At 60.6% G+C, this 18,737-nt stretch carries 17 protein-coding genes; 9 read left to right on the top strand and 8 right to left on the bottom strand.

What is annotated here, in order from left to right; genetic code table 11:
* The first annotated feature begins 59 nt into the window (after positions 1 to 59).
* Both AC1DE4_RS05190 and AC1DE4_RS05185 read left to right on the top strand, forming a co-directional pair.
* On the top strand, positions 60 to 506 hold the full coding sequence (locus AC1DE4_RS05190) for a GNAT family N-acetyltransferase (protein ID WP_025661692.1): 447 nt from the start codon (positions 60 to 62) through the stop codon (positions 504 to 506).
* An 88-nt stretch (positions 507 to 594) separates the two neighbouring features.
* Positions 595 to 1,215, top strand: a complete 621-nt coding sequence (locus AC1DE4_RS05185) for a glutathione S-transferase family protein (protein WP_018854856.1) — start codon at positions 595 to 597, stop codon at positions 1,213 to 1,215.
* Between the two features lie 11 nt (positions 1,216 to 1,226).
* On the opposite strand, the gene AC1DE4_RS05180 is transcribed toward AC1DE4_RS05185, so the two are convergent.
* The 3 genes from AC1DE4_RS05180 to recA form a co-directional block, all read right to left on the bottom strand.
* Positions 1,227 to 2,078, bottom strand: coding sequence for an AraC family transcriptional regulator (locus AC1DE4_RS05180; RefSeq protein WP_025661691.1), 852 nt, complete (start codon positions 2,076 to 2,078; stop codon positions 1,227 to 1,229).
* Positions 2,079 to 2,217: 139 nt separating this feature from the next.
* Entirely contained in the window at positions 2,218 to 4,878 is a 2,661-nt protein-coding gene (alaS, locus tag AC1DE4_RS05175; protein ID WP_477880369.1) for an alanine--tRNA ligase, read from the bottom strand.
* A 154-nt stretch (positions 4,879 to 5,032) separates the two neighbouring features.
* Complete coding sequence (gene recA / locus AC1DE4_RS05170) at positions 5,033 to 6,121, bottom strand: recombinase RecA (protein WP_016554154.1); 1,089 nt, start codon at positions 6,119 to 6,121, stop codon at positions 5,033 to 5,035.
* A gap of 240 nt (positions 6,122 to 6,361) precedes the next feature.
* On the opposite strand from recA, the gene AC1DE4_RS05165 reads away from it, so the two are divergent.
* A complete protein-coding gene (locus tag AC1DE4_RS05165) occupies positions 6,362 to 7,306 on the top strand; it encodes a carbohydrate kinase family protein (RefSeq protein WP_025661689.1) in 945 nt (314 codons plus the stop codon).
* Between the two features lie 28 nt (positions 7,307 to 7,334).
* Positions 7,335 to 8,261, top strand: a complete 927-nt coding sequence (locus AC1DE4_RS05160) for a pseudouridine-5'-phosphate glycosidase (RefSeq protein WP_477880367.1) — start codon at positions 7,335 to 7,337, stop codon at positions 8,259 to 8,261.
* Between the two features lie 28 nt (positions 8,262 to 8,289).
* Here AC1DE4_RS05160 and cckA read toward each other — a convergent pair whose 3' ends face one another.
* Positions 8,290 to 10,890, bottom strand: coding sequence for a cell cycle histidine kinase CckA (gene cckA, locus AC1DE4_RS05155; protein WP_025661687.1), 2,601 nt, complete (start codon positions 10,888 to 10,890; stop codon positions 8,290 to 8,292).
* Between the two features lie 288 nt (positions 10,891 to 11,178).
* Here cckA and AC1DE4_RS05150 point away from each other — a divergent pair, with 288 nt between their 5' ends.
* Positions 11,179 to 12,195, top strand: a complete 1,017-nt coding sequence (locus AC1DE4_RS05150; RefSeq protein WP_025661686.1) for a flagellar biosynthetic protein FliO — start codon at positions 11,179 to 11,181, stop codon at positions 12,193 to 12,195.
* Between the two features lie 76 nt (positions 12,196 to 12,271).
* Here AC1DE4_RS05150 and dksA read toward each other — a convergent pair whose 3' ends face one another.
* Positions 12,272 to 12,691, bottom strand: coding sequence for an RNA polymerase-binding protein DksA (dksA, locus tag AC1DE4_RS05145; protein WP_007532954.1), 420 nt, complete (start codon positions 12,689 to 12,691; stop codon positions 12,272 to 12,274).
* Positions 12,692 to 12,963: 272 nt separating this feature from the next.
* On the opposite strand from dksA, the gene AC1DE4_RS05140 reads away from it, so the two are divergent.
* The 4 genes from AC1DE4_RS05140 to AC1DE4_RS05125 all read left to right on the top strand — a co-directional run bounded on the left by AC1DE4_RS05140 (position 12,964) and on the right by AC1DE4_RS05125 (position 16,847).
* Positions 12,964 to 13,461 carry a SixA phosphatase family protein gene (locus tag AC1DE4_RS05140; protein WP_018854849.1) on the top strand — a complete coding sequence of 166 codons (498 nt, stop codon included), beginning with the start codon at positions 12,964 to 12,966 and terminating at the stop codon, positions 13,459 to 13,461.
* A gap of 79 nt (positions 13,462 to 13,540) precedes the next feature.
* Complete coding sequence (locus AC1DE4_RS05135) at positions 13,541 to 15,013, top strand: YcjX family GTP-binding protein (RefSeq protein ID WP_025661685.1); 1,473 nt, start codon at positions 13,541 to 13,543, stop codon at positions 15,011 to 15,013.
* The gene (locus tag AC1DE4_RS05130) at positions 15,010 to 16,086 is read left to right on the top strand and encodes a YcjF family protein (RefSeq protein ID WP_477880364.1); all 1,077 of its coding nucleotides are present in this window, start codon (positions 15,010 to 15,012) and stop codon (positions 16,084 to 16,086) included. The genes AC1DE4_RS05135 and AC1DE4_RS05130 overlap by 4 nt, the downstream gene beginning before the upstream one ends.
* 209 nt (positions 16,087 to 16,295) lie before the next feature.
* Entirely contained in the window at positions 16,296 to 16,847 is a 552-nt protein-coding gene (locus AC1DE4_RS05125) for a hypothetical protein (protein WP_477880362.1), read from the top strand.
* A 52-nt stretch (positions 16,848 to 16,899) separates the two neighbouring features.
* On the opposite strand, the gene folK is transcribed toward AC1DE4_RS05125, so the two are convergent.
* Genes folK through folP form a run of 3 tightly spaced genes read right to left on the bottom strand, consistent with a single transcriptional unit; the run spans position 16,900 to position 18,648 of the window.
* A complete protein-coding gene (gene folK / locus AC1DE4_RS05120; protein WP_477880360.1) occupies positions 16,900 to 17,418 on the bottom strand; it encodes a 2-amino-4-hydroxy-6-hydroxymethyldihydropteridine diphosphokinase in 519 nt (172 codons plus the stop codon).
* Entirely contained in the window at positions 17,411 to 17,779 is a 369-nt protein-coding gene (gene folB, locus AC1DE4_RS05115; protein WP_025661682.1) for a dihydroneopterin aldolase, read from the bottom strand. Before folB ends, folK begins: the two co-directional genes overlap by 8 nt.
* Positions 17,776 to 18,648, bottom strand: a complete 873-nt coding sequence (folP, locus tag AC1DE4_RS05110; protein ID WP_018854844.1) for a dihydropteroate synthase — start codon at positions 18,646 to 18,648, stop codon at positions 17,776 to 17,778. The genes folB and folP overlap by 4 nt, the downstream gene beginning before the upstream one ends.
* Positions 18,649 to 18,737 lie beyond the last annotated feature (89 nt).

Raw genomic sequence — 18,737 nt, 5'->3', positions numbered from 1 at the left:
TGGACGGCGGGGATTTCCCCGCCGTTTTCGTTTCAAGGACAAGCAAAGGGAACAAGAGGATGACCATAACAATCCGTCCGCTGCAACCATCCGACCGGGTCGCCTGGGAGCCTCTGTGGGCCGGCTACCAGCGCTTCTACGAGGTTGTTATCCCGCCCGAGACGACGAACCTGACCTGGAGCCGATTTCAGGATCCAGGCGAAGACATGCACGCGCTTGGCGCCTTCGACGACAGCGGCCGCCTTGTCGGTATCGTTCATGCGATTTTCCACCGTTCGACCTGGCTGCCGAAATACACCTGCTATCTTCAGGACCTCTATGTCGACGACACGCAGCGCGGTCTCGGCACAGGTGCGGCTCTCATCGATGCCGTGGCGGATCTTGCCCGCGCGAATGGGGCTGGCCGGCTCTACTGGATGACGCATGAAACAAACGCCACCGCCCGAAGACTCTACGACAGGATCGCCGAACGATCCGGTTTCATCCAATATCGCAAGCCGCTGTAGATAGTTAGGGCCTTTGCGCCGGACCTCTCTGTCCTATGTCCCTGATGGCGGACTTGATACGCTGCATTCAGCAAACGAGGAGGAGTTCATGGCAGACGAACTGGTATTTTATACGAACCCCATGTCGCGCGGCCGCATCGCCCGCTGGATGCTGGAAGAGACAGGCGTACCGTACAAAACAGAGATCATGACCTTCGGCGGAACGATGAAGGCGCCTGAATATCTCGCCGTCAACCCGATGGGAAAGGTCCCGGCCATCAGGCACGGAAAAACGATCGTGACTGAGTGCGCAGCGATCTGCGCCTACCTCGCTGAGACCTTCCCCGAAGCCGGGCTCGCTCCAACATCAGATGAACGCGGCAGCTACTACCGCTGGATGTTCTTTACCGCCGGACCGCTGGAGGCAGCGGCGACCAACAAGGCATTGGGCTTCGAGACGCCACCAGACAAAGCCCGGATGGCGGGATATGGCAGTTTCGCCGACGTGATGAACGCGCTTGAAGGCGCCGTCAGTGCGACACCTTACGTTGCCGGCAATCGTTTCACGGGAGCCGATGTTTACGTCGGCTCCCATATTGGCTGGGGCATGAGCACAGGTACGCTTGAAAAGCGCCCAGCGTTCCTCAACTATCTCGGCCGCATCTCCGATCGCCCGGCCTACAAGCGTGCCACCGCGATCGATGACGAAGCCATGAAGGCTGCCCAGTAGAAACAGGTCGCTCAGGCAAGCGCCATGTAGATATCGGTCAAGAGCTCGGTCGGCGGAACCTCACGTGGGTTGTTGAGGTATTCCTCGAACATCACACTGTCGCGAAGCTGCCGACCCGAGGCGGGCAACCATTCCGCATAAAGCCACTGGTAAGCCTTGTGCATGTCTGCATAAGGCCCCTTGTGACGCAGTACGGCATACTCGCCTCCGTCGAGCATCCGCGCTTCGAACGGCGCCGTCGCGACAACCTCGCCGTCCGTAGTCACACATGCGATCGAGCGCAGCTTCTCGGGCGGCACGATATCGGGATCATCCAGATAAACACCGATCATCCGCATCGTCGGCTTGGCAAGCCCGCGCGCATAGAGCGTGCCGAACAAGGTCTCGAACGCCTTGCCGATCTGCATGTACGAGCCGGTGTGCGGCACTCCGAGCAATTGAATTGGCTCAATCTTCCGTAGGGTAACGTCGAACATCGCTGCAGTCTTTCCGTTAGGTGAGGGTTCAAAGGCTTTATGGCTTCCCTCTTTCCTGTACTGACCTGGCGGCATGCCATAGACCGATTTGAAGATACGGTTGAAAGACTGGAGGTTGGGATAGCCTGATCGCTTTGCTATCTCCCCGACAGAAAGATCCGTGCGAACCATGTCGCCGGCTGCACGATGCAGCCTTAATCGCTTGACTGTCGCCGCGAGTGTCTCGCCGAAAATCGCGTGGTAGATCCGATGCCAGTGGTAGCTCGACATGCAGGCGATCCCGGCAAGTTTATCCATGTCGAGTTCTTCGTCGAGATGATCATGGATATAGGCTGATACCCGTCTGAGACGGTTCTCGTAGAGCGCCCATGCCGTTTCGCCGTTCATTGTCAAAACCTCCTGCAAATCGATCGGCTGCAGAAAACCATAGCCCGGTTTGACAAATCCTGCGGACTTTGGCGAATCCGCAAAGAAAAAGGCGGGGACCAGCCCCGCCTCTCTAAGACCTTTACAAACTTCAATTCGCTCAGCTTGCCAGTGCGACCGCAACGGCCTCAATGGCTTCATCAGCCTTCGTCCCATCCGGACCACCGGCCTGGGCCATATCGGGACGACCGCCGCCACCTTTGCCCCCAAGAGCCGCCGATGCAACGCGCACGAGATCGACGGCGCTGAACCGGCTCGTCAGATCCGGGGTCACGGCAACCACTGCGCTCGCCTTGCCGTCTTCGGCGACGCCGATCAGCGCGACGACACCGGAACCGAGGCTTGCCTTGCCATCATCGGCCAAGCCCTTGAGGTCCTTGGGATCGACTCCGGAAATTGCCTTGCCGAGGAACTTGACGCCGGCAACATCACGAACCGCATCGGCAGGGCCGCCCTGCCCTCCGCCCATCGCAAGCTTGCGTTTGGCATCGGCCAGCTCACGCTCGAGCTTCCGGCGTTCGTCCACCAGCGCCTCAACGCGAGCAAGAACATCGGCCGGCTGCACCTTCAGCGACGTTGCGAGCGATTTGACGCGCTCGTCCTGTTCCGCCAGGTATTCGCGCGCAGATTCGCCGGTGACCGCCTCGATACGACGCACGCCGGCGCCTACCGCGCTTTCGCCGAGAATGCGGATCAGCCCAATCTGACCGGTCGCGCCGACATGCGTGCCGCCGCAAAGTTCGATCGAATAGGCCTTGCCGGCCTTTGCGCCGCGCACGCCCTGGCCCATGGCCACGACGCGGACCTCGTCACCGTATTTTTCGCCGAACAGCGCCATGGCGCCTTCCGAGATCGCGTCATCGACGCTCATCAGGCGCGTCGTGACCGGCGAATTCTGCAACACGATCTCGTTCGCCATGTCCTCGACGACCTTCAGCTCGTCGGCCGTCATCGGCTTTGGATGCGAAACGTCGAAGCGCAGGCGCTCGGGCGCAACGAGCGAGCCCTTCTGAGCCACATGCGTGCCCAACACTTCGCGCAGCGCCTCGTGCAGCAAGTGGGTGGCGGAGTGGTTCGCGCGCAGACGCGAACGGCGCGCATGGTCGACCGTCAACGCAACCGGCTCGCCGGCCTTCACTGTGCCCTCGACAACAATGCCGATGTGGACGAAGAGGCCCTCGCCCTTCTTCTGGGTGTCGGTGATTTCAACCTTCGCGGTATCGGAGGTGATGACACCGGTATCGCCCATCTGGCCGCCGGACTCGCCGTAGAACGGCGTTTGGTTGACGACGATCTGAACCTTGTCGCCGGCCGACGCAGCATCGACCGCGGCACCGTCCTTCACGATGGCCTGAACAACGCCTTCTGCGGTCTCAGTGTCGTAGCCGAGGAACTCGGACGCGCCGTGCTTTTCCTTGAGTTCAAACCAGATCGTCTCGGTAGCCTTGTCGCCGGAGCCGGCCCAGTGCGAGCGCGCCTCGGCCTTCTGGCGTTCCATGGCGTCCGTAAAGCCTGATATGTCGACGCCGATTTCGCGGGCGCGCAGCGCATCCTGCGTCAGATCGAGTGGGAAGCCATAGGTGTCGTAAAGCTTGAACGCGGTTTCGCCGTCGAGCATGTCGCCCTTGCCGAGCGTCGTCGTTGCATCGGAAAGCAGTGAAAGACCACGCTCCAGCGTCTTGCGGAATCGAGTTTCCTCCAGCTTCAGCGTCTCGGAGATCAGCGATTCCGCACGCACCAGCTCCGGATAGGCGCGACCCATCTCCTGAACGAGTGTCGGCAACAGCTTCCAGATCATCGGTTCCTTGGCACCCAGGAGCTCGGCGTGGCGCATTGCGCGGCGCATGATGCGGCGAAGCACGTAGCCGCGGCCTTCGTTGGACGGCAACACGCCATCGGCAATCAGGAACGCGGAGGAGCGCAGGTGGTCGGCGATGACACGGTGGCTCGCACGGCGCTCGCCCTCGGCCCTTACACCCGTGACCTCCTCGGAAGCCTCGATCAGGGCACGGAACAGGTCAATGTCGTAGTTATCGTGCTTGCCCTGCAGAACTGCCGCGACGCGCTCCAGTCCCATACCGGTATCGATCGACGGACGCGGAAGGTCGATGCGCTCTTCCTTCGTGACCTGCTCGTACTGCATGAAGACGAGGTTCCAGATCTCGATGAAGCGGTCACCATCTTCCTCCGGCGAACCGGGAGGGCCGCCCCAGATGTGAGCGCCGTGGTCGTAGAAGATTTCCGAGCATGGGCCGCACGGGCCGGTATCACCCATCGCCCAGAAATTGTCGCTGGTGGGAATACGGATGATCTTCTCGTCCGGCAGGCCTGCGATCTTCTTCCAGAGGTTAAAGGCCTCATCATCCGTGTGATAGACGGTGACCAGCAGCCGCTTGGCGTCGAGCGCAAATTCCTTGGTGATCAGGTTCCAGGCAAGCTCGATCGCCCGCTCCTTGAAGTAATCGCCGAATGAGAAGTTGCCGAGCATCTCGAAGAAGGTGTGGTGGCGTGCGGTGTAGCCAACGTTATCAAGGTCGTTATGCTTGCCGCCGGCGCGGACGCACTTCTGCGCGGTCGAGGCCGTCTTGTATGGACGCTGCTCCAGACCGGTGAAAACGTTCTTGAACTGCACCATGCCGGCATTGGTGAACATCAGCGTCGGATCGTTGCGCGGCACCAGCGGGCTCGACGGAACGATTTCGTGGCCGTTCTTCTTGAAGTAGTCGAGGAAGGTCGACCGGATATCATTCACACCGCTCATGCTATGCCCTTCAATGCTGCCGGAAGGCAGGTCAAAACTTAAATCCAGTGGCTTTTATCGCTCGCCTTAACCACTGTCCAGCAGACAAACAAAACCGGCCGCAATCTCATTAGGAATGCGACCGGTTTTGAACTCTGGGAAACCGTCAGGCAAATCAGCCGTCTGCAGCCTCGTCGCCGTCATTTGCATCAGGGCCGCCATTCTGCAGGAAGCGGTCCGCAATCAGGCCAGCATTCTGACGAAGCGCCGTCTCGATCTCGCGCAGGAGATCCGGATTGTCACGCAGGAACAGCTTCGCATTTTCGCGGCCCTGGCCAAGACGCTGGCTGTTATAGGAGAACCAGGCCCCTGATTTCTCGACGATACCAGCCTTGACGCCAAGGTCGACCAACTCGCCGGTCTTCGAAACGCCTTCACCATACATGATGTCGAATTCGACCTGCTTGAAGGGAGGCGCCATCTTGTTCTTGACGACCTTGACGCGCGTCTGGTTGCCGATGACCTCTTCGCGCTCCTTGACCGCACCGATACGACGGATGTCGAGGCGAACGGACGCATAGAATTTCAGCGCGTTGCCGCCGGTCGTCGTTTCCGGCGAACCGAACATGACACCAATCTTCATGCGGATCTGGTTGATGAAGATGACCATGGTGTTGGACTTCGAAATCGAAGCCGTCAGCTTGCGCAGCGCCTGGCTCATCAGGCGCGCCTGAAGGCCCGGCAGATTGTCGCCCATTTCGCCTTCGATTTCGGCACGCGGCGTCAGCGCGGCAACCGAGTCGACAACAAGAACGTCGACAGCGCCGGAACGCACCAGCGTATCGGTGATCTCGAGCGCCTGCTCGCCAGTATCCGGCTGCGAGATCAGGAGGTTCTGCAGATCGACACCGAGCTTTCGGGCGTAAACCGGGTCAAGCGCGTGTTCCGCATCGACGAAGGCACAGATGCCACCCTTCTTCTGCGATTCCGCTATCGTCTGCAGCGCCAGCGTCGTCTTACCCGAGCTTTCTGGTCCGTAAATCTCAATGATACGGCCCTTTGGAAGGCCGCCGATGCCGAGCGCGATATCCAACCCGAGAGAACCTGTCGAAACCGTTTCGATCTCGACGACGTTCTCGTTCGAGCCGAGCTTCATGATTGAGCCCTTGCCGAACGACCGCTCGATCTGTGAGAGTGCCGCTTCAAGTGCCTTGCTTTTGTCCACCGATTTGTCCTCTACAAGCCGCAATGTATTCTGTGACATTCGATCCACCTTTAGGTTATTGAAGCCGCTCAAGCAATGTCGCCAGCGATGGCGATTTTGTACCGCATTTGTTCTCATTGCGCAAGCTGGGAGCAAATGATTGAAACAAAAAGGTAAAATTGCCAGTGTTCTACATTTGTTTTCGTGATGGAATGCAACGGCTTAGATATAGCGCTCTGGTCGCCAGCCGACCAGCGGCGGCAGGACGATTCGTATCTTTCGACCATGCGGGACGATGAAATGAAGCGGAAGATTCTTGTCCTCGGCGGAGCCCACATCGACAGGCGCGGACGCATCTCAGGTGACACCGTGCTCGGCGCCAGCAATCCAGGCTCATGGTTTGAGGAGCCGGGCGGCGGCGGCTTCAATGCGGCGCGCAACCTTGCCAGGTTGGGCTTCGATGTGACGATGATTTCACCGCGTGGCGGCGATCCGATCGGCGAGATGGTCGGCGAGGCGGCCGACTTCGCTGGGGTTCATGATCGCCCCTTCATTTTCCTGGATCGGAAGACGCCGAGTTACACCGCAATCATCGAGAACGACGGAAACCTCGTGATTGCGCTTGCCGACATGGATCTCTATCGGATGTTTGTGCCGCGGCGCCTTTCGATCCGTGCCGTACGTGACGCCTTTGCCGCCACCGATTTCATTCTCATTGATGCCAACCTGCCGGCAGAGACGCTGGCATCGATCGTCGAGCGCGCAAAAGCTCTCGGCAAGCCGGTGGGCGCGATCGCCATCTCGCCCGCGAAGGCCCTCAAGCTCAAACCATGCATCGAAGGGATCGACTATCTTTTCCTCAACGAGGCCGAGGCTGCCGCATTGAGCGGCGAGCGCCCAAACGATCCCGCGCACTGGCCGTCACTGCTGGGTGACATCGGTTTACGCGGTGGCGTCGTCACCCGCGGCCAACGCGAGCTGATCGCCTTCGCGGATCGCCATGTTGTTGCCCAGCAGCCGGCAAACCTCGAAGATGTCGCGGATGTCACCGGTGCGGGTGACTCGCTTGCAGCCGGCGTTATCTCCGGATTGATGCGTGGAATTTCCTTGGCCGATGCCATCAGGGAGGGCGCCGCGGCCGCGGCACTTACCGTACAATCGCCGCATGCCGTCAATGAAAACCTCTCCCCAGATCTCGTGAGGGAGACACTTTCCCTTGTTCCGCCGGCGAGAATTTTGCATTGAAGGCAATACCGATGAAATGGAAGCGACAATGACGAAACCGATCTCCCCCCTCCTGCCGATCGCCTACTCCAAGGAAGTCGCAAGCGCCAAGCAGCGCGGCGCGCCGATCGTGGCGCTTGAATCGACCATCATCACCCATGGCATGCCCTACCCTGGCAACATCGAGATGGCCCGCAGCGTCGAGGCGCTCATTCGTGAGCAGGGCGCGGTCCCAGCCACCATCGCGGTCATTCACGGTACGCTGCATATCGGCCTCGAATCCGACCAGTTGGAGCAATTGGCGCAGGCCAAGGACGTCCTCAAGGTTTCGCGCGCCGATCTCGCCTTTGCGATCGCCGAGCGCCGTCACGGCGCAACGACCGTCGCAGCAACGATGATCGCCGCCGAGCGTGCCGGCATCAAGGTCTTTGCAACGGGTGGCATCGGTGGCGTCCACCGCGGCGCGGAAGAAAGCTTCGATATCTCCGCTGACCTCGAGGAACTCGGCCGCACCAGCGTCATCGTCGTTTGTGCCGGCGCCAAGGCGATCCTCGATATACCGAAGACCCTTGAAGTCCTGGAGACCGCGGGCGTGCCTGTCGTCACCTACGAGAGCGAGGAATTCCCGGCCTTCTGGTCACGCTCGTCCGGATTGCGCAGTCCGCTGACGCTGAACAGCCCGGCTGCCATCGCCAACTTCCAGACTGTACGTGAGCAGCTCGGCATTGACGGCGGCATGCTCATTGCCAATCCGGTGCCGGAGGCAGACGAGATCCCCCGCGAGGAAATGGAAATCTATATCGAGCGCGCCCTCGACAGCGCCGAGCGCGACGAAATCAGCGGCAAGGAAGTAACCCCTTACCTGCTCAGCACGATCTTCAACCTGACCGACGGCCAGAGCCTAAAGACCAACATTGCGTTGGTGGAAAACAATGCTCGACTCGCGGCAGAAATTGCCGTCGCGCTGGCTGGCTGAGTTTGAAGAAGGGGCGCTGCGGCGCCCCTTAACTGTCCAGCGTCTCCTTGACGACGACGGCAAGCTGCTTGAGGGAGAACGGCTTCGGCAGGAAGCCGAACTTGGAATCCGGCGGCAGGTTGCGGGCAAACGCGTCTTCGGCATAGCCTGAAACGAAGATGAATTTCAGGTTCGGATAGTTCTTGCGCAGTTCGCGCAGCAGCGATGGACCATCCATCTCCGGCATCACGACATCCGAAACGACAATGTCGACCTTACCCGCGAGCTCGTCCATGATATCGAGCGCCTCGACGCCGGACCCGGCCTCGTAAACTGTATAGCCGCGCGTCTCAAGCATGCGCTTGCCGCCGCGACGCACCGCTTCCTCATCCTCGACCAGCAGGATCACAGCCGAGCCTGTCAGATCCTCGGGCTGCTCCACCGCGGTGGGCGCCTGTTCCGCAGGTGTGCCGATAGTAGGCGTGACGGCATCGCCTTCCGCGGCAACCGCTGGCTCGACAATGTGGCGCGGCAGGAAGACGCGGAACGTCGTGCCTTTGCCAACTTCCGACTCCGGCTGAATGTAGCCGCCCGATTGCTTGACGATGCCGTAAACCATCGCGAGGCCAAGGCCCGTTCCCTTGCCCACTTCTTTCGTCGTGAAGAAGGGCTCGAAAATCTTGTCCATGATCTCAGGCGCAATGCCGGTCCCGTTGTCCGAGACCTCGATGAGGACCATGTCCTCATGCGGCATGTAGGAATAGTTGAAAGCCGCCACCTCTGCCGCCGTCACGTTCTTCGTGCGAAGCGTCAGCTTCCCGCCCTGCGGCATCGCATCTCGCGCGTTGACGCAGAGGTTTATCAGCACCTGCTCGAACTGCGACAGGTCGGTCTTCACAGGCCAGAGATCACGGCCATACTCGACGTCGAGCTTTACGTTGGTACCGGACAGCAGGCGATCGACCAGCATCCTGAGGTCGCCAACCACATCGGTGAGATTGAGCACCGTCGGCCGCATCGTTTGCTTGCGCGAGAACGCCAGCAGTTGCCGCACGAGCACGGCCGCGCGATTGGCGTTGCGCTTGATTTCCATCAGATCCGCAAAGCCAGGGTCCGCCGGCCGGGCCTGCAGCAGCAGATGATCGGAGGACAGCAGGATCGCGGTCAGGACGTTGTTGAAGTCGTGCGCGATCCCGCCCGCGAGTGTGCCGACCGCATTCATCTTCTGCGTCTGCGCCATCTGCGCTTCGAGCGCCTTCTGCTCAGTCACCTCGACGGCATAGACAATCGCCGCCTCTTCCGGCGTCTCGTCGCTCTGGTCGATCACCGCGTTGACGTAGAAGCGGAAATGGCGTGCTTCATCGGTCGGCGTGCGCGAATCGATCGGCGGGATATCGCCCTGGCGGTCCTTCGCCGCCGCGAGCGCCTGCTGCAGTTTGGATTTGTCGCTGTCCTGCACAATGACTTCGAGCAGTGCGCCGTTCTCGACATCGTCTCGGGAAACGATACCCGAAAACAGCTTCAGGAATGGGGCATTGGTTCGCAGGATCCTGCCTGCCCCATCCACCGAGGCAATCGCCATCGGCGTGTTGTTGAAAAAGCGGGTGAATCGCATCGCAGCCGCCGAGGCGGACTGATCGTTCTCGCCGCTCTTCTGCCGCGTCAGTACGATCGACCGGCTCTCTCCAGGAGCGCCATCGCGCATTGACGTCACGCTGTGGACGATCTGCGCCGGCAGGCTCTGGCCGTTCATCTTCTTCAAGTCGAGATCGAGCGTCACCGTCTTTTTCAGGCCCGGATCGGCCTGCACCGACTGAATAAGCGCAAGCCCCTCGCCCGCGACAAAATCGCCGATCGTGACCGAACCCGGAACGAACTTGGTAAGATCGATGCCAAGCCATTCCGCCAGCGTTGCGTTGAGGTAGAAGATCTCTCCCTTGCGGCCGGCCGAAAAGAACCCGGCTGGTGCGTGGTCGAGATAGTCGATCGCATTCTGCAGTTCCTTGAAGAACCGCTCCTGATCGTCGCGCTCGGAGGTAATGTCGCTGATCTGCCAGATGTGGAGCGGCTTGCGTCCGATCTCCTCGCTCTGCAGGGTCCGTGCTTTCAGGCGGTACCAATGCGCTCCGGAACCGTTTGTCGAGGGGCCCAGGGACCGCAGCAGCCGGAATTCTTCGCTCCCCTCCCGGCCTTCGCGAAGCCCGTTGGAAAGGCGATAGAGCGCCTCGTTCGATTCCCGATGACGCGACAGCAGCGCTTCGAGCGTCTGAACTTCAGTTGACTTGCGAGCGCCCGTCAACTCGCCATAGGCCGCGTTCGCATAAACGATACGGCCTTTGTCGTCGGTGATGAGAGAGCCGTCGGGGTGACTGTTCAAAAATGCCCGCGCCAGGCTGTCGGACTGCCGCTGCGGCATGACTTCGATAAAGCCGATCACCGACGACACGAGGAAGAAGATCCCGACCATGGCAAGCACGCCGAGAACGCCGAGCACCATTTCGTTGTCGAGAGAACTCTTGAAAACGACGAACGCCGCGGCTGCGCCGATCAGCACAAGGGCCAGCAGGATGATCCGCAAAGCCGTTCCCGTGCGGCCCCCGCGGTCCAAGAGCGGTTCGCTATAATCGTCGGCCTGACGCGGTCTCGTCATCTATTCCCTCGCATGGCCTGCCGGGCTTCACTCGTAACAGGGAGACAAAGCAGGAATCAGGCGCCTTTTCCTTCTTACCAATTTGCGGTCTCCGCAAAAACACTGCTCTCTGTGAAGACTGATTGAATTCACAACGAAGAGCGCCAATTTCGCCATTAAAATGCGTTGTTAAGAAAGCATGTTCGAATTCCACTTCGGGTTGGCATGACTGGACAAGGCCATCACGACTTGTCTACGAAGTGGTAAAAGTCGCCATGTGGTTCAAAACCGCGAAGGGAGTAAGCCAAGATGTTCGATGATCTCATGGGAGCCTATGGGAGCCGCTTCCTTCTCGCAGCCGGCGGCGTTGGCATAGCTCTATTATTGCTGATCGTCGTGCTCTGGTTCATGCGTAACCGCGCACCTTCGCCCTTCCTTCGGGGGGGCCGCAACCGCCAACCACGGCTGCAGGTCCTCGATGCAGCCGCCGTCGATGCGCGCCGCCGCCTCGTCCTCGTCCGTCGGGATGACGTCGAGCATCTGATCATGATCGGCGGGCCGACCGATATCGTCATCGAGAGCAGGATTGGTGAGGCCACCGACAAGTCCGCACCGGTCGAGGCAACTGCTCAACCAGCCCCAGCCCTGGTGGCGCCGGCTCCTGCCCCTGTCGCGCCACCACAGCTCGAGGCAGCGCCAGAGCCGCCGGCGCCCGTTCACATCGTACCGACCGAATCCCAGTATGTGCCCCCGGTCCGCGGTCATACGCCATCCGAACCCTACGTGCCCGAACGTGCGCCGATCGAAGCCAGGCCAGAACCGGTCATGGTTGCGACTCCCGCCTCGCCTGCGCCCGTCATCGCCGAACGTGAGCGTGCCCCACGCCCAGCGCCGTCTTTCGAGCCGCGTCCTGAACCGCGACCGGCACCAGCCCCGATCGAAGCCTCGGCCGCGGCAGACATCCTCGATTCCGCCCGTCAACGCGTGTTGCCGCAGCAGCGCATCGAGCCGCAGGTGACGCAGCCTTCCGTCCGGAGCACTCCCGCGCCCGCACAGCCGTCATCGGCGTTCGTCGAGGTTGGCACGCTGGCGCCTGCCGCGCAGCCGAGCGACTTCCAGCGCATTCTCGAAGAGGAAATGACGAGCACGCTTGCCGCCGAGCGTATTGTGCCGGCGCCACAGGCGCCCGCCGCAAAACCCGGTCCGGCGTCAGGCAACCAGCCTCGCCGCGATCCTGAAATGGCGCCGCTCACCGGCGCGGATGCCGCTCTTCAAAACGAAGTCGCACGCATTTTCGGCGAGATGAGCGTTAACCGCGACAAGTAGCGGATCAACCGAACAAAACAAAAAGGGCGCCACGGTTTGCGTCGCGGTGCCCTTTTTGTTGTCGGTATGTAGGGACTTATTCGTCCCGGTAGACTTTTTCCCGCCGCTCGTGCCGCTCTTGAGCCTCGATAGAGAGCGTCGCAATCGGTCGAGCATCAAGCCGCTTGAGCCCGATCGGCTCTCCGGTCTCCTCGCAATAGCCGTAGGTGCCGTCTTCGATACGTTGCAGTGCTGCGTCGATCTTGGAAATCAGCTTTCTCTGGCGATCGCGGGCGCGCAGTTCGATGGCCCGGTCGGTTTCGGACGATGCCCTGTCAGCAAGATCCGGGTGGTTTGCGCTTTCCTCGGCCAAGTGGTCGAGGGTTTCGCGCGCCTCTCTGAGGATGTCATTCTTCCAGGCGACCAGCTTGGCTCTGAAGTAAGCCCGCTGATTGCCGTTCATGAACTCTTCCTCTTCCGAGGGTACGTAGTTGCTAAGATCGATCTTCTCACTCAACGCGATTCTCCTGAAGCAGATCTCATGTGGCGGGTGTATATCGCGAGCACTACTGGTGATTCAAGCCAAATACGCTAGGTAAACAGTTTTTTAAATCTGTCATATTTTTGAGCTAACAGACTATTTTCTCATCACTATTCCCCCGAACGCCTATTCGCCTCCCGGTAACCCCGCACTTTCCTACCCGGATTTGGCCGCAACACCTGGCGCTGCGGTTGACGTGCGTGCCGCCGACCCGCTACTGAAAAAGTCCCTTCGACGTGGATTTTCCTATGGCTGCAATCACGCCTCCACCCTCCCGGATCTATCTGCTGCGGCATGCCGAAGCCGCTTGGGCAACACCCGGGCAGCGTGATTTCGACCGTCCCCTGAACGCGAAAGGTTATGCAGACGCCGAGCTCATCGCCGACAAAGCGGCGGACAAGGGGTACCGGCCGGATCTGCTTCTGAGCTCGACGGCAGCGCGTTGCCGCGATACTGCCGACGCGGTGCATCGGGCCATGGGCTCCACGCTCGAGCTTCGATTCGTCGATGAACTCTACAATGCATCGCCTGATATCTACCTCGAGATCATCGACGCCCAGGAGGCGCTCGGCTCTGTCATGCTTGTCGGCCACAATCCGACCATGGAGCAGACGCTTGAAGCGCTGATCGGTCACGAGGCGCTCCATCAGGCACTGCCGACAGGCTTTCCGACTGCCGGACTTGCGGTTCTGGACTATGACAGCGAGTTGACAGGCTGGCAGCTCGTTGATTTCGTGATCGACTAAGGTCTTTTCGCGGAACGTCTTTTCGCGTCGATCTGCCCTTCCTATATGGCTTGTCACGATTAGAAACCGGAACTCCGCCTTGCCGCCCAGCCTGACCTCCCTCTCCGATGACGCGCGCATCGCCCTGGACAATTTCGCGGACCGGGCATCGGGCCTCATCAATCCCACGGTGCGCCTTGGCGTCACTGGCTTGTCGCGTTCCGGCAAGACGGTCTTCATTTCCTCGCTGCTACACAATCTGCTGCACGGCGGGCGGCTGCCTCTCTTCGAGCCAGTGCAGTCAGGTCGTGTCTCGGCGGTGCGTCTTGAGCAGCAGCCGGATGATGCCGTGCCGCGCTTCCAGTACGAAGATCACATCCGCTCACTCGTGAAGGACCGCGTTTGGCCCGATTCGACGCGAGCAATCTCTGAACTGCGCATTACGCTCGAATACCAGAGCGCCAGCGGCTGGAACCGGCTCTTCTCGCCCGGCCGCCTGTCGATCGACATTGTCGATTATCCAGGCGAGTGGCTTCTTGACCTTCCGTTGCTTGGAAAGGACTATCGGACGTTTTGCGAAGAGACGATCGCCTTGGCCGGAACGGGCATTCGTGCGGAACTCTCACGCGCCTGGCTTGCCCTTACACGCGCCACAGATAGCAACGCCCCGGCAGACGAAATGCGGGCTCGCGACCTCGCCACCGCTTTTGCCGATTATCTGAAAGCCTGCAAAGCCGATGAACGCTCGCTTTCCACGCTGCCGCCTGGCCGCCTCCTGCTACCCGGCGATCTCGACGGCTCTCCTGCCCTGACCTTCGCGCCGCTTGCACTCACGCCGGAAGCCAAGCCGCAAAAGGGATCGCTTTGGGCGATGATGGAACGACGCTATGAGGCCTACAAATCCGTCGTCGTGAAGCCCTTCTTTCGCGAACACTTCGCCCGTCTCGACAGGCAGATTGTCCTCGTCGATGCGCTGCAAGCCATCAACCGTGGTCCGGAGGCCGTGCAGGACCTCGAACGCGCCCTGACGGACGTTCTGGCCTGCTTCCGCTCGGGCACGAACTCATGGCTGACGTCGCTGCTTGGCCGCCGTATCGATCGCGTCCTTGTCGCCGCAACCAAAGCTGACCACCTGCACCATGAAAGCCATGACCGGCTCGACGCCCTCACCCGCCGCCTGGTCGACCGTGCCGTCCAACGCATTGGTGTCACAGGCGCGGGAATCGACGTCATGGCACTGGCTTCGGTCCGCGCCACGCGCGAAGCGACGGTGAAACGCGACGGCCATGACCTCCCGGTCATCGTCGGAACACCGATGGCAGGCGAGACCATCGGTGGAGAGAGCTTTGACGGCCACAAGAAGACGGCAATCTTTCCGGGCGACCTGCCGGCAGACCCCGAGAACCTGTTCGAGCGTATCGAATCCGGAGAAAATATCGTGCTGCCCGATGTCAGCGTTGTGCGTTTTCGGCCGCCGCACCTCGAAGAGACCGGTGGCGGCATAAAGCTTTCGGTCCCGCATATTCGCCTCGACCGTGCCATGCAGTTTCTGTTCGGAGATCGCCTCGCATGATCAAGCCGCCCTCCGAACACCCCGCACGACGCGCGCCGGCCGCCTTCTCCTACGAGGAGGACACGCCCTCCACGCCTGTCACGACCAAACACAGCCCGCGAAAGCCCGGTAGCTTCACGGACGATGTCGTGCTGACCGCCGACGAGGACGATCCATTCCTCAACCCCGAAAAGGATGTCCCTCCAATTGCTGTCGCCCTGACGCGCAAGCGTGGCACCTCATTCGCGAAAATCGCTGCCGCCGCTTTCGGCGTTCTCTTCTCCCTCGCCYTCGGGCTTTGGACCGACAGCCTCATCCGCAATCTCTTCAGCCGCGCGGATTGGCTCGGCTATGCGGCCCTTGGAGCGCTCGCAATCGGCATTCTGGCGGTGATTGCCATCGTCGTTCGTGAAACGGCGGGCATGATGCGGTTGGCGGCCGTGCAGGAAATCAAGGCGGAAGCTGAGGCCGCCATGGTGGAGACGAAGTCGGCGAAGGCACGTGCGCTGGTCAAGCGGCTGGAATCGTTGCTCTCCGGAAAGCCGGAGACGGCGAAGGGCCGGGCCACGTTGAAGGCGGCGGAAGGCGACATCATCGACCCACCGCATCTCATCGCCCTCGCGGAACGCGAGCTTCTGGCACCGCTCGACCGGCAGGCGCGGGCCTTGATCGTCAACGCTTCGAAACGGGTCTCCATCGTTACGGCGGTCAGCCCGCGCGCGATCGTCGATCTCCTGTACGTGCTCTACGAGGCGGCCCGGCTTGTCCGAGCCATGGCGGATCTTTATGGCGGCCGGCCGGGAACGCTGGGCATGATCCGGCTGATGCGTGATGTTCTGGCGCACCTCGCCGTGACGGGCTCGATCGCGGTCGGCGATAGCCTCGTGCAGCAGGTACTTGGCCATGGATTGGCGTCGAAGCTGTCGGCGCGCCTCGGCGAAGGCGTCATCAACGGCCTGATGACGGCCCGCATCGGGATCGCGGCGATGGATCTTTGCCGTCCCCTTTCTTTTCACGCGCTGAAACGTCCGGGAATCGGCGATTTCATCGGGGACCTGACACCGTCCATGACAGCGCGCGACAAGAATTCCTGAGAATTGAAACTTTCGTCGCGCCTGCCGTGGCAGAAGCGCTGCACCAAAATACTCGTCAAGAATTCAACGCACTAACATTCCGCGCCGTCCTCTGCGAGCCGCGGAATTACTTGCTGCTCAGTGCTTTTCGGCCTAAAAGAAACCAAGCATTAACCATTCATCGGCAAAACTTGAACCTAGTTAAGCGATGGTGTCGCTAGGGAAAATCCATGTATTCGCGCAAGTTTCTTCTTCTTTTCGGCCTGGCTGCGGTGGCGTTGTCACCGGCCGCCGACATGGCTTCGTYGGCGACTGCGGCGACACGTGACAAAGCCTTTTTCGAGTCTGTCGCCGGCACTTGGCGCGGTCCCGGCGAGATCGTTGCCGGAAAGTACAAAGGCACGAAATTCACCTGCAATCTGGTGGGCGAACCAGTGAGCGCCGGAGGTGCTGGCATCAAGCTCGACGGAAGCTGCAGGGTCGGCGTCTTCAAGCAGCCGATGACCGCGCTCATCACCCAGTCGGGGAGTTCCTACAAGGGGAAGTTTCTTGACGGCGCCGAAGGCAAGGGGCTCGACGTCGTGTCAGGTGCTGTCACGCAGGATACCGTCGTCGTCGGCCTCAATCGCTCCAAGCTCAACGGCGCCATGATCGCCCGTGTCCGTGACGACAAGACCATGAACGTCACCGTTTCGGTCAAGGTCGAAAGCCAGATGATCCCTGTCATCGGCCTGACGCTGACGCGCCAGGTCGACGAAATCACGGTCGGCTCTGTCGAATAGCGTTCCAACCCCAGACATTCCAAAGCGGCGGATTTTCCGCCGCTTTTGCATTTCAGGCGATATGCCACCAAGCGCTTCTTTGATCGGCCACTTCGATCCCCTGCACATCGGCCTTCGCCAGCCACTCGAGAACGGTTGTTCCTTCGACAAGCATGTCAGGCGCAAAATCGGCAAGCGGCATCAGCACGAAGCCACGGTCCGTCATGCGCGGGTGCGGTAGCTCAAGTCGCGGTGCCGATTGCACCACATCAGCGTAGGTCAGGACATCAATATCGAGCGTTCGCGGCCCCCACCGCTCGATACGCTCGCGCTTCATCTCCCGTTCGATATCGAGGCAGACGTCGAGAAGCGCCTCGGGGCCAAGCGTTGTCTGGATTTCAGCACAAGCGTTGAAGAAATAGGACTGGTCGGTCTTTCCCCATGGCGGCGTCCGATAGAGCCGCGACACGGCTACCACACGACAATCGGAGCGCTGGTCAAGCGCCCTCAATGCCACGGCCATCGCGTGCACAGGCTCGCCGAGATTGCCGCCAAGGCCGAGTGTTGCCGTCTTGAAAATGGACTCAGGCAAAGTGTTCGACGCTCACCTGAACGAAATCCAGAACGCCCGGCACCGGCGCGTTCGGCTTGCGCACCGTAATCTTTGCACGCGTGATTTGCGGAAACTTCGAACACAGCCCTTTGGCGATATCAAGCGCAAGCGCCTCGATCAGATAGCGACGCTTGCCCGTCACGATCTCCTCGATCACGGTGAAGGCAATGCCATAATTGACCGTGTCATTGATGGAATCGCTCTCCAGGGCGTCGCCGGCGACGACGTCGAGCTCGGCATCCACAAAGAAGCGCTGGCCGAGGAACTCTTCTTCGTCATGAACGCCATGGCGGGCAAAGAAGGCACAGTTCTGAAGCGTGATGGTGTAGGTGGTGCTCATGCCAATTGTCCCTGCTCAAAGCTATAGCGCGCCGCGAGCATAGCATCGGCGATGGCCAAAGCGTCCTTGTTGATTGCGACATCGTGTACACGAAAAATGCTAGCGCCCGCCAAACGCAACAATACGCTTGTCGCAGCCGTTCCCACATCCCGATCGGCGGCTTCCCGACCTGTGATCGCGCCGACGAAACGCTTGCGCGACGTGCCGGCAAGCAGCGGCAACCCCAAGCGGCGCAGTTCTCCGAAACGCGCCATCAGTTCCACATTCTCCTGTATATCCTTGGCAAAGCCGAAGCCCGGATCCAGTACGATGCGATCCTTGGGCACGCCGGCCGCCGAAGCGAGCGCGAGCGAGCGCTCCAGGAAGTAGAACTGGTCTCCGATCACATCCGGAAGCTTCTCCCGATCGCGGCCGGTATGCATCAGGCACAGTCCCGCACTGGTATCGGCTGCGATCCTTCCCACCTCCGGCTCCTTCTGCAACCCGAATACGTCGTTGATTACATGCGCGCCTGCAGCGACGGCAAGCCGGGCGGTCTCAGCGCGATAGGTGTCGATCGAGATCAAGGCATCGGTCTTGCCGCGCAACGCCTCGATCACCGGCAGCACCCGGGCCTGTTCTTCCAGTGGAGTGACGACGTCTGCGCCGGGGCGCGTCGATTCACCGCCAATGTCGATGATCTCAGCGCCATCGCTTACCGCCTGGAGCGCATACGTCACGGCCGCATCGACCGTCTCGTATCGCCCGCCGTCCGAGAAAGAATCCGGTGTCACGTTGACGATCGCCATAAGGACGGCGCGCGCGCCCAGTTCGATCTCGCGGCCATGCCCGACGCGCCAGAAACTGCTCTCAAGCTGTGCCAACGGCATTCATCCTATCGATCGAAAAAGGCGCCCATGACCTTGCACTGGCCGTGGCTATGCCCCAAGCTCCGGCAAACTTCAACATGAGTATCTGC

It is taken from the genome of Rhizobium sp. 10N414 (genome assembly GCF_056394785.1).
The sequence above is the reverse complement of the archived record's forward strand: the minus strand, read 5'-3'. Positions and strand labels throughout refer to the sequence as shown.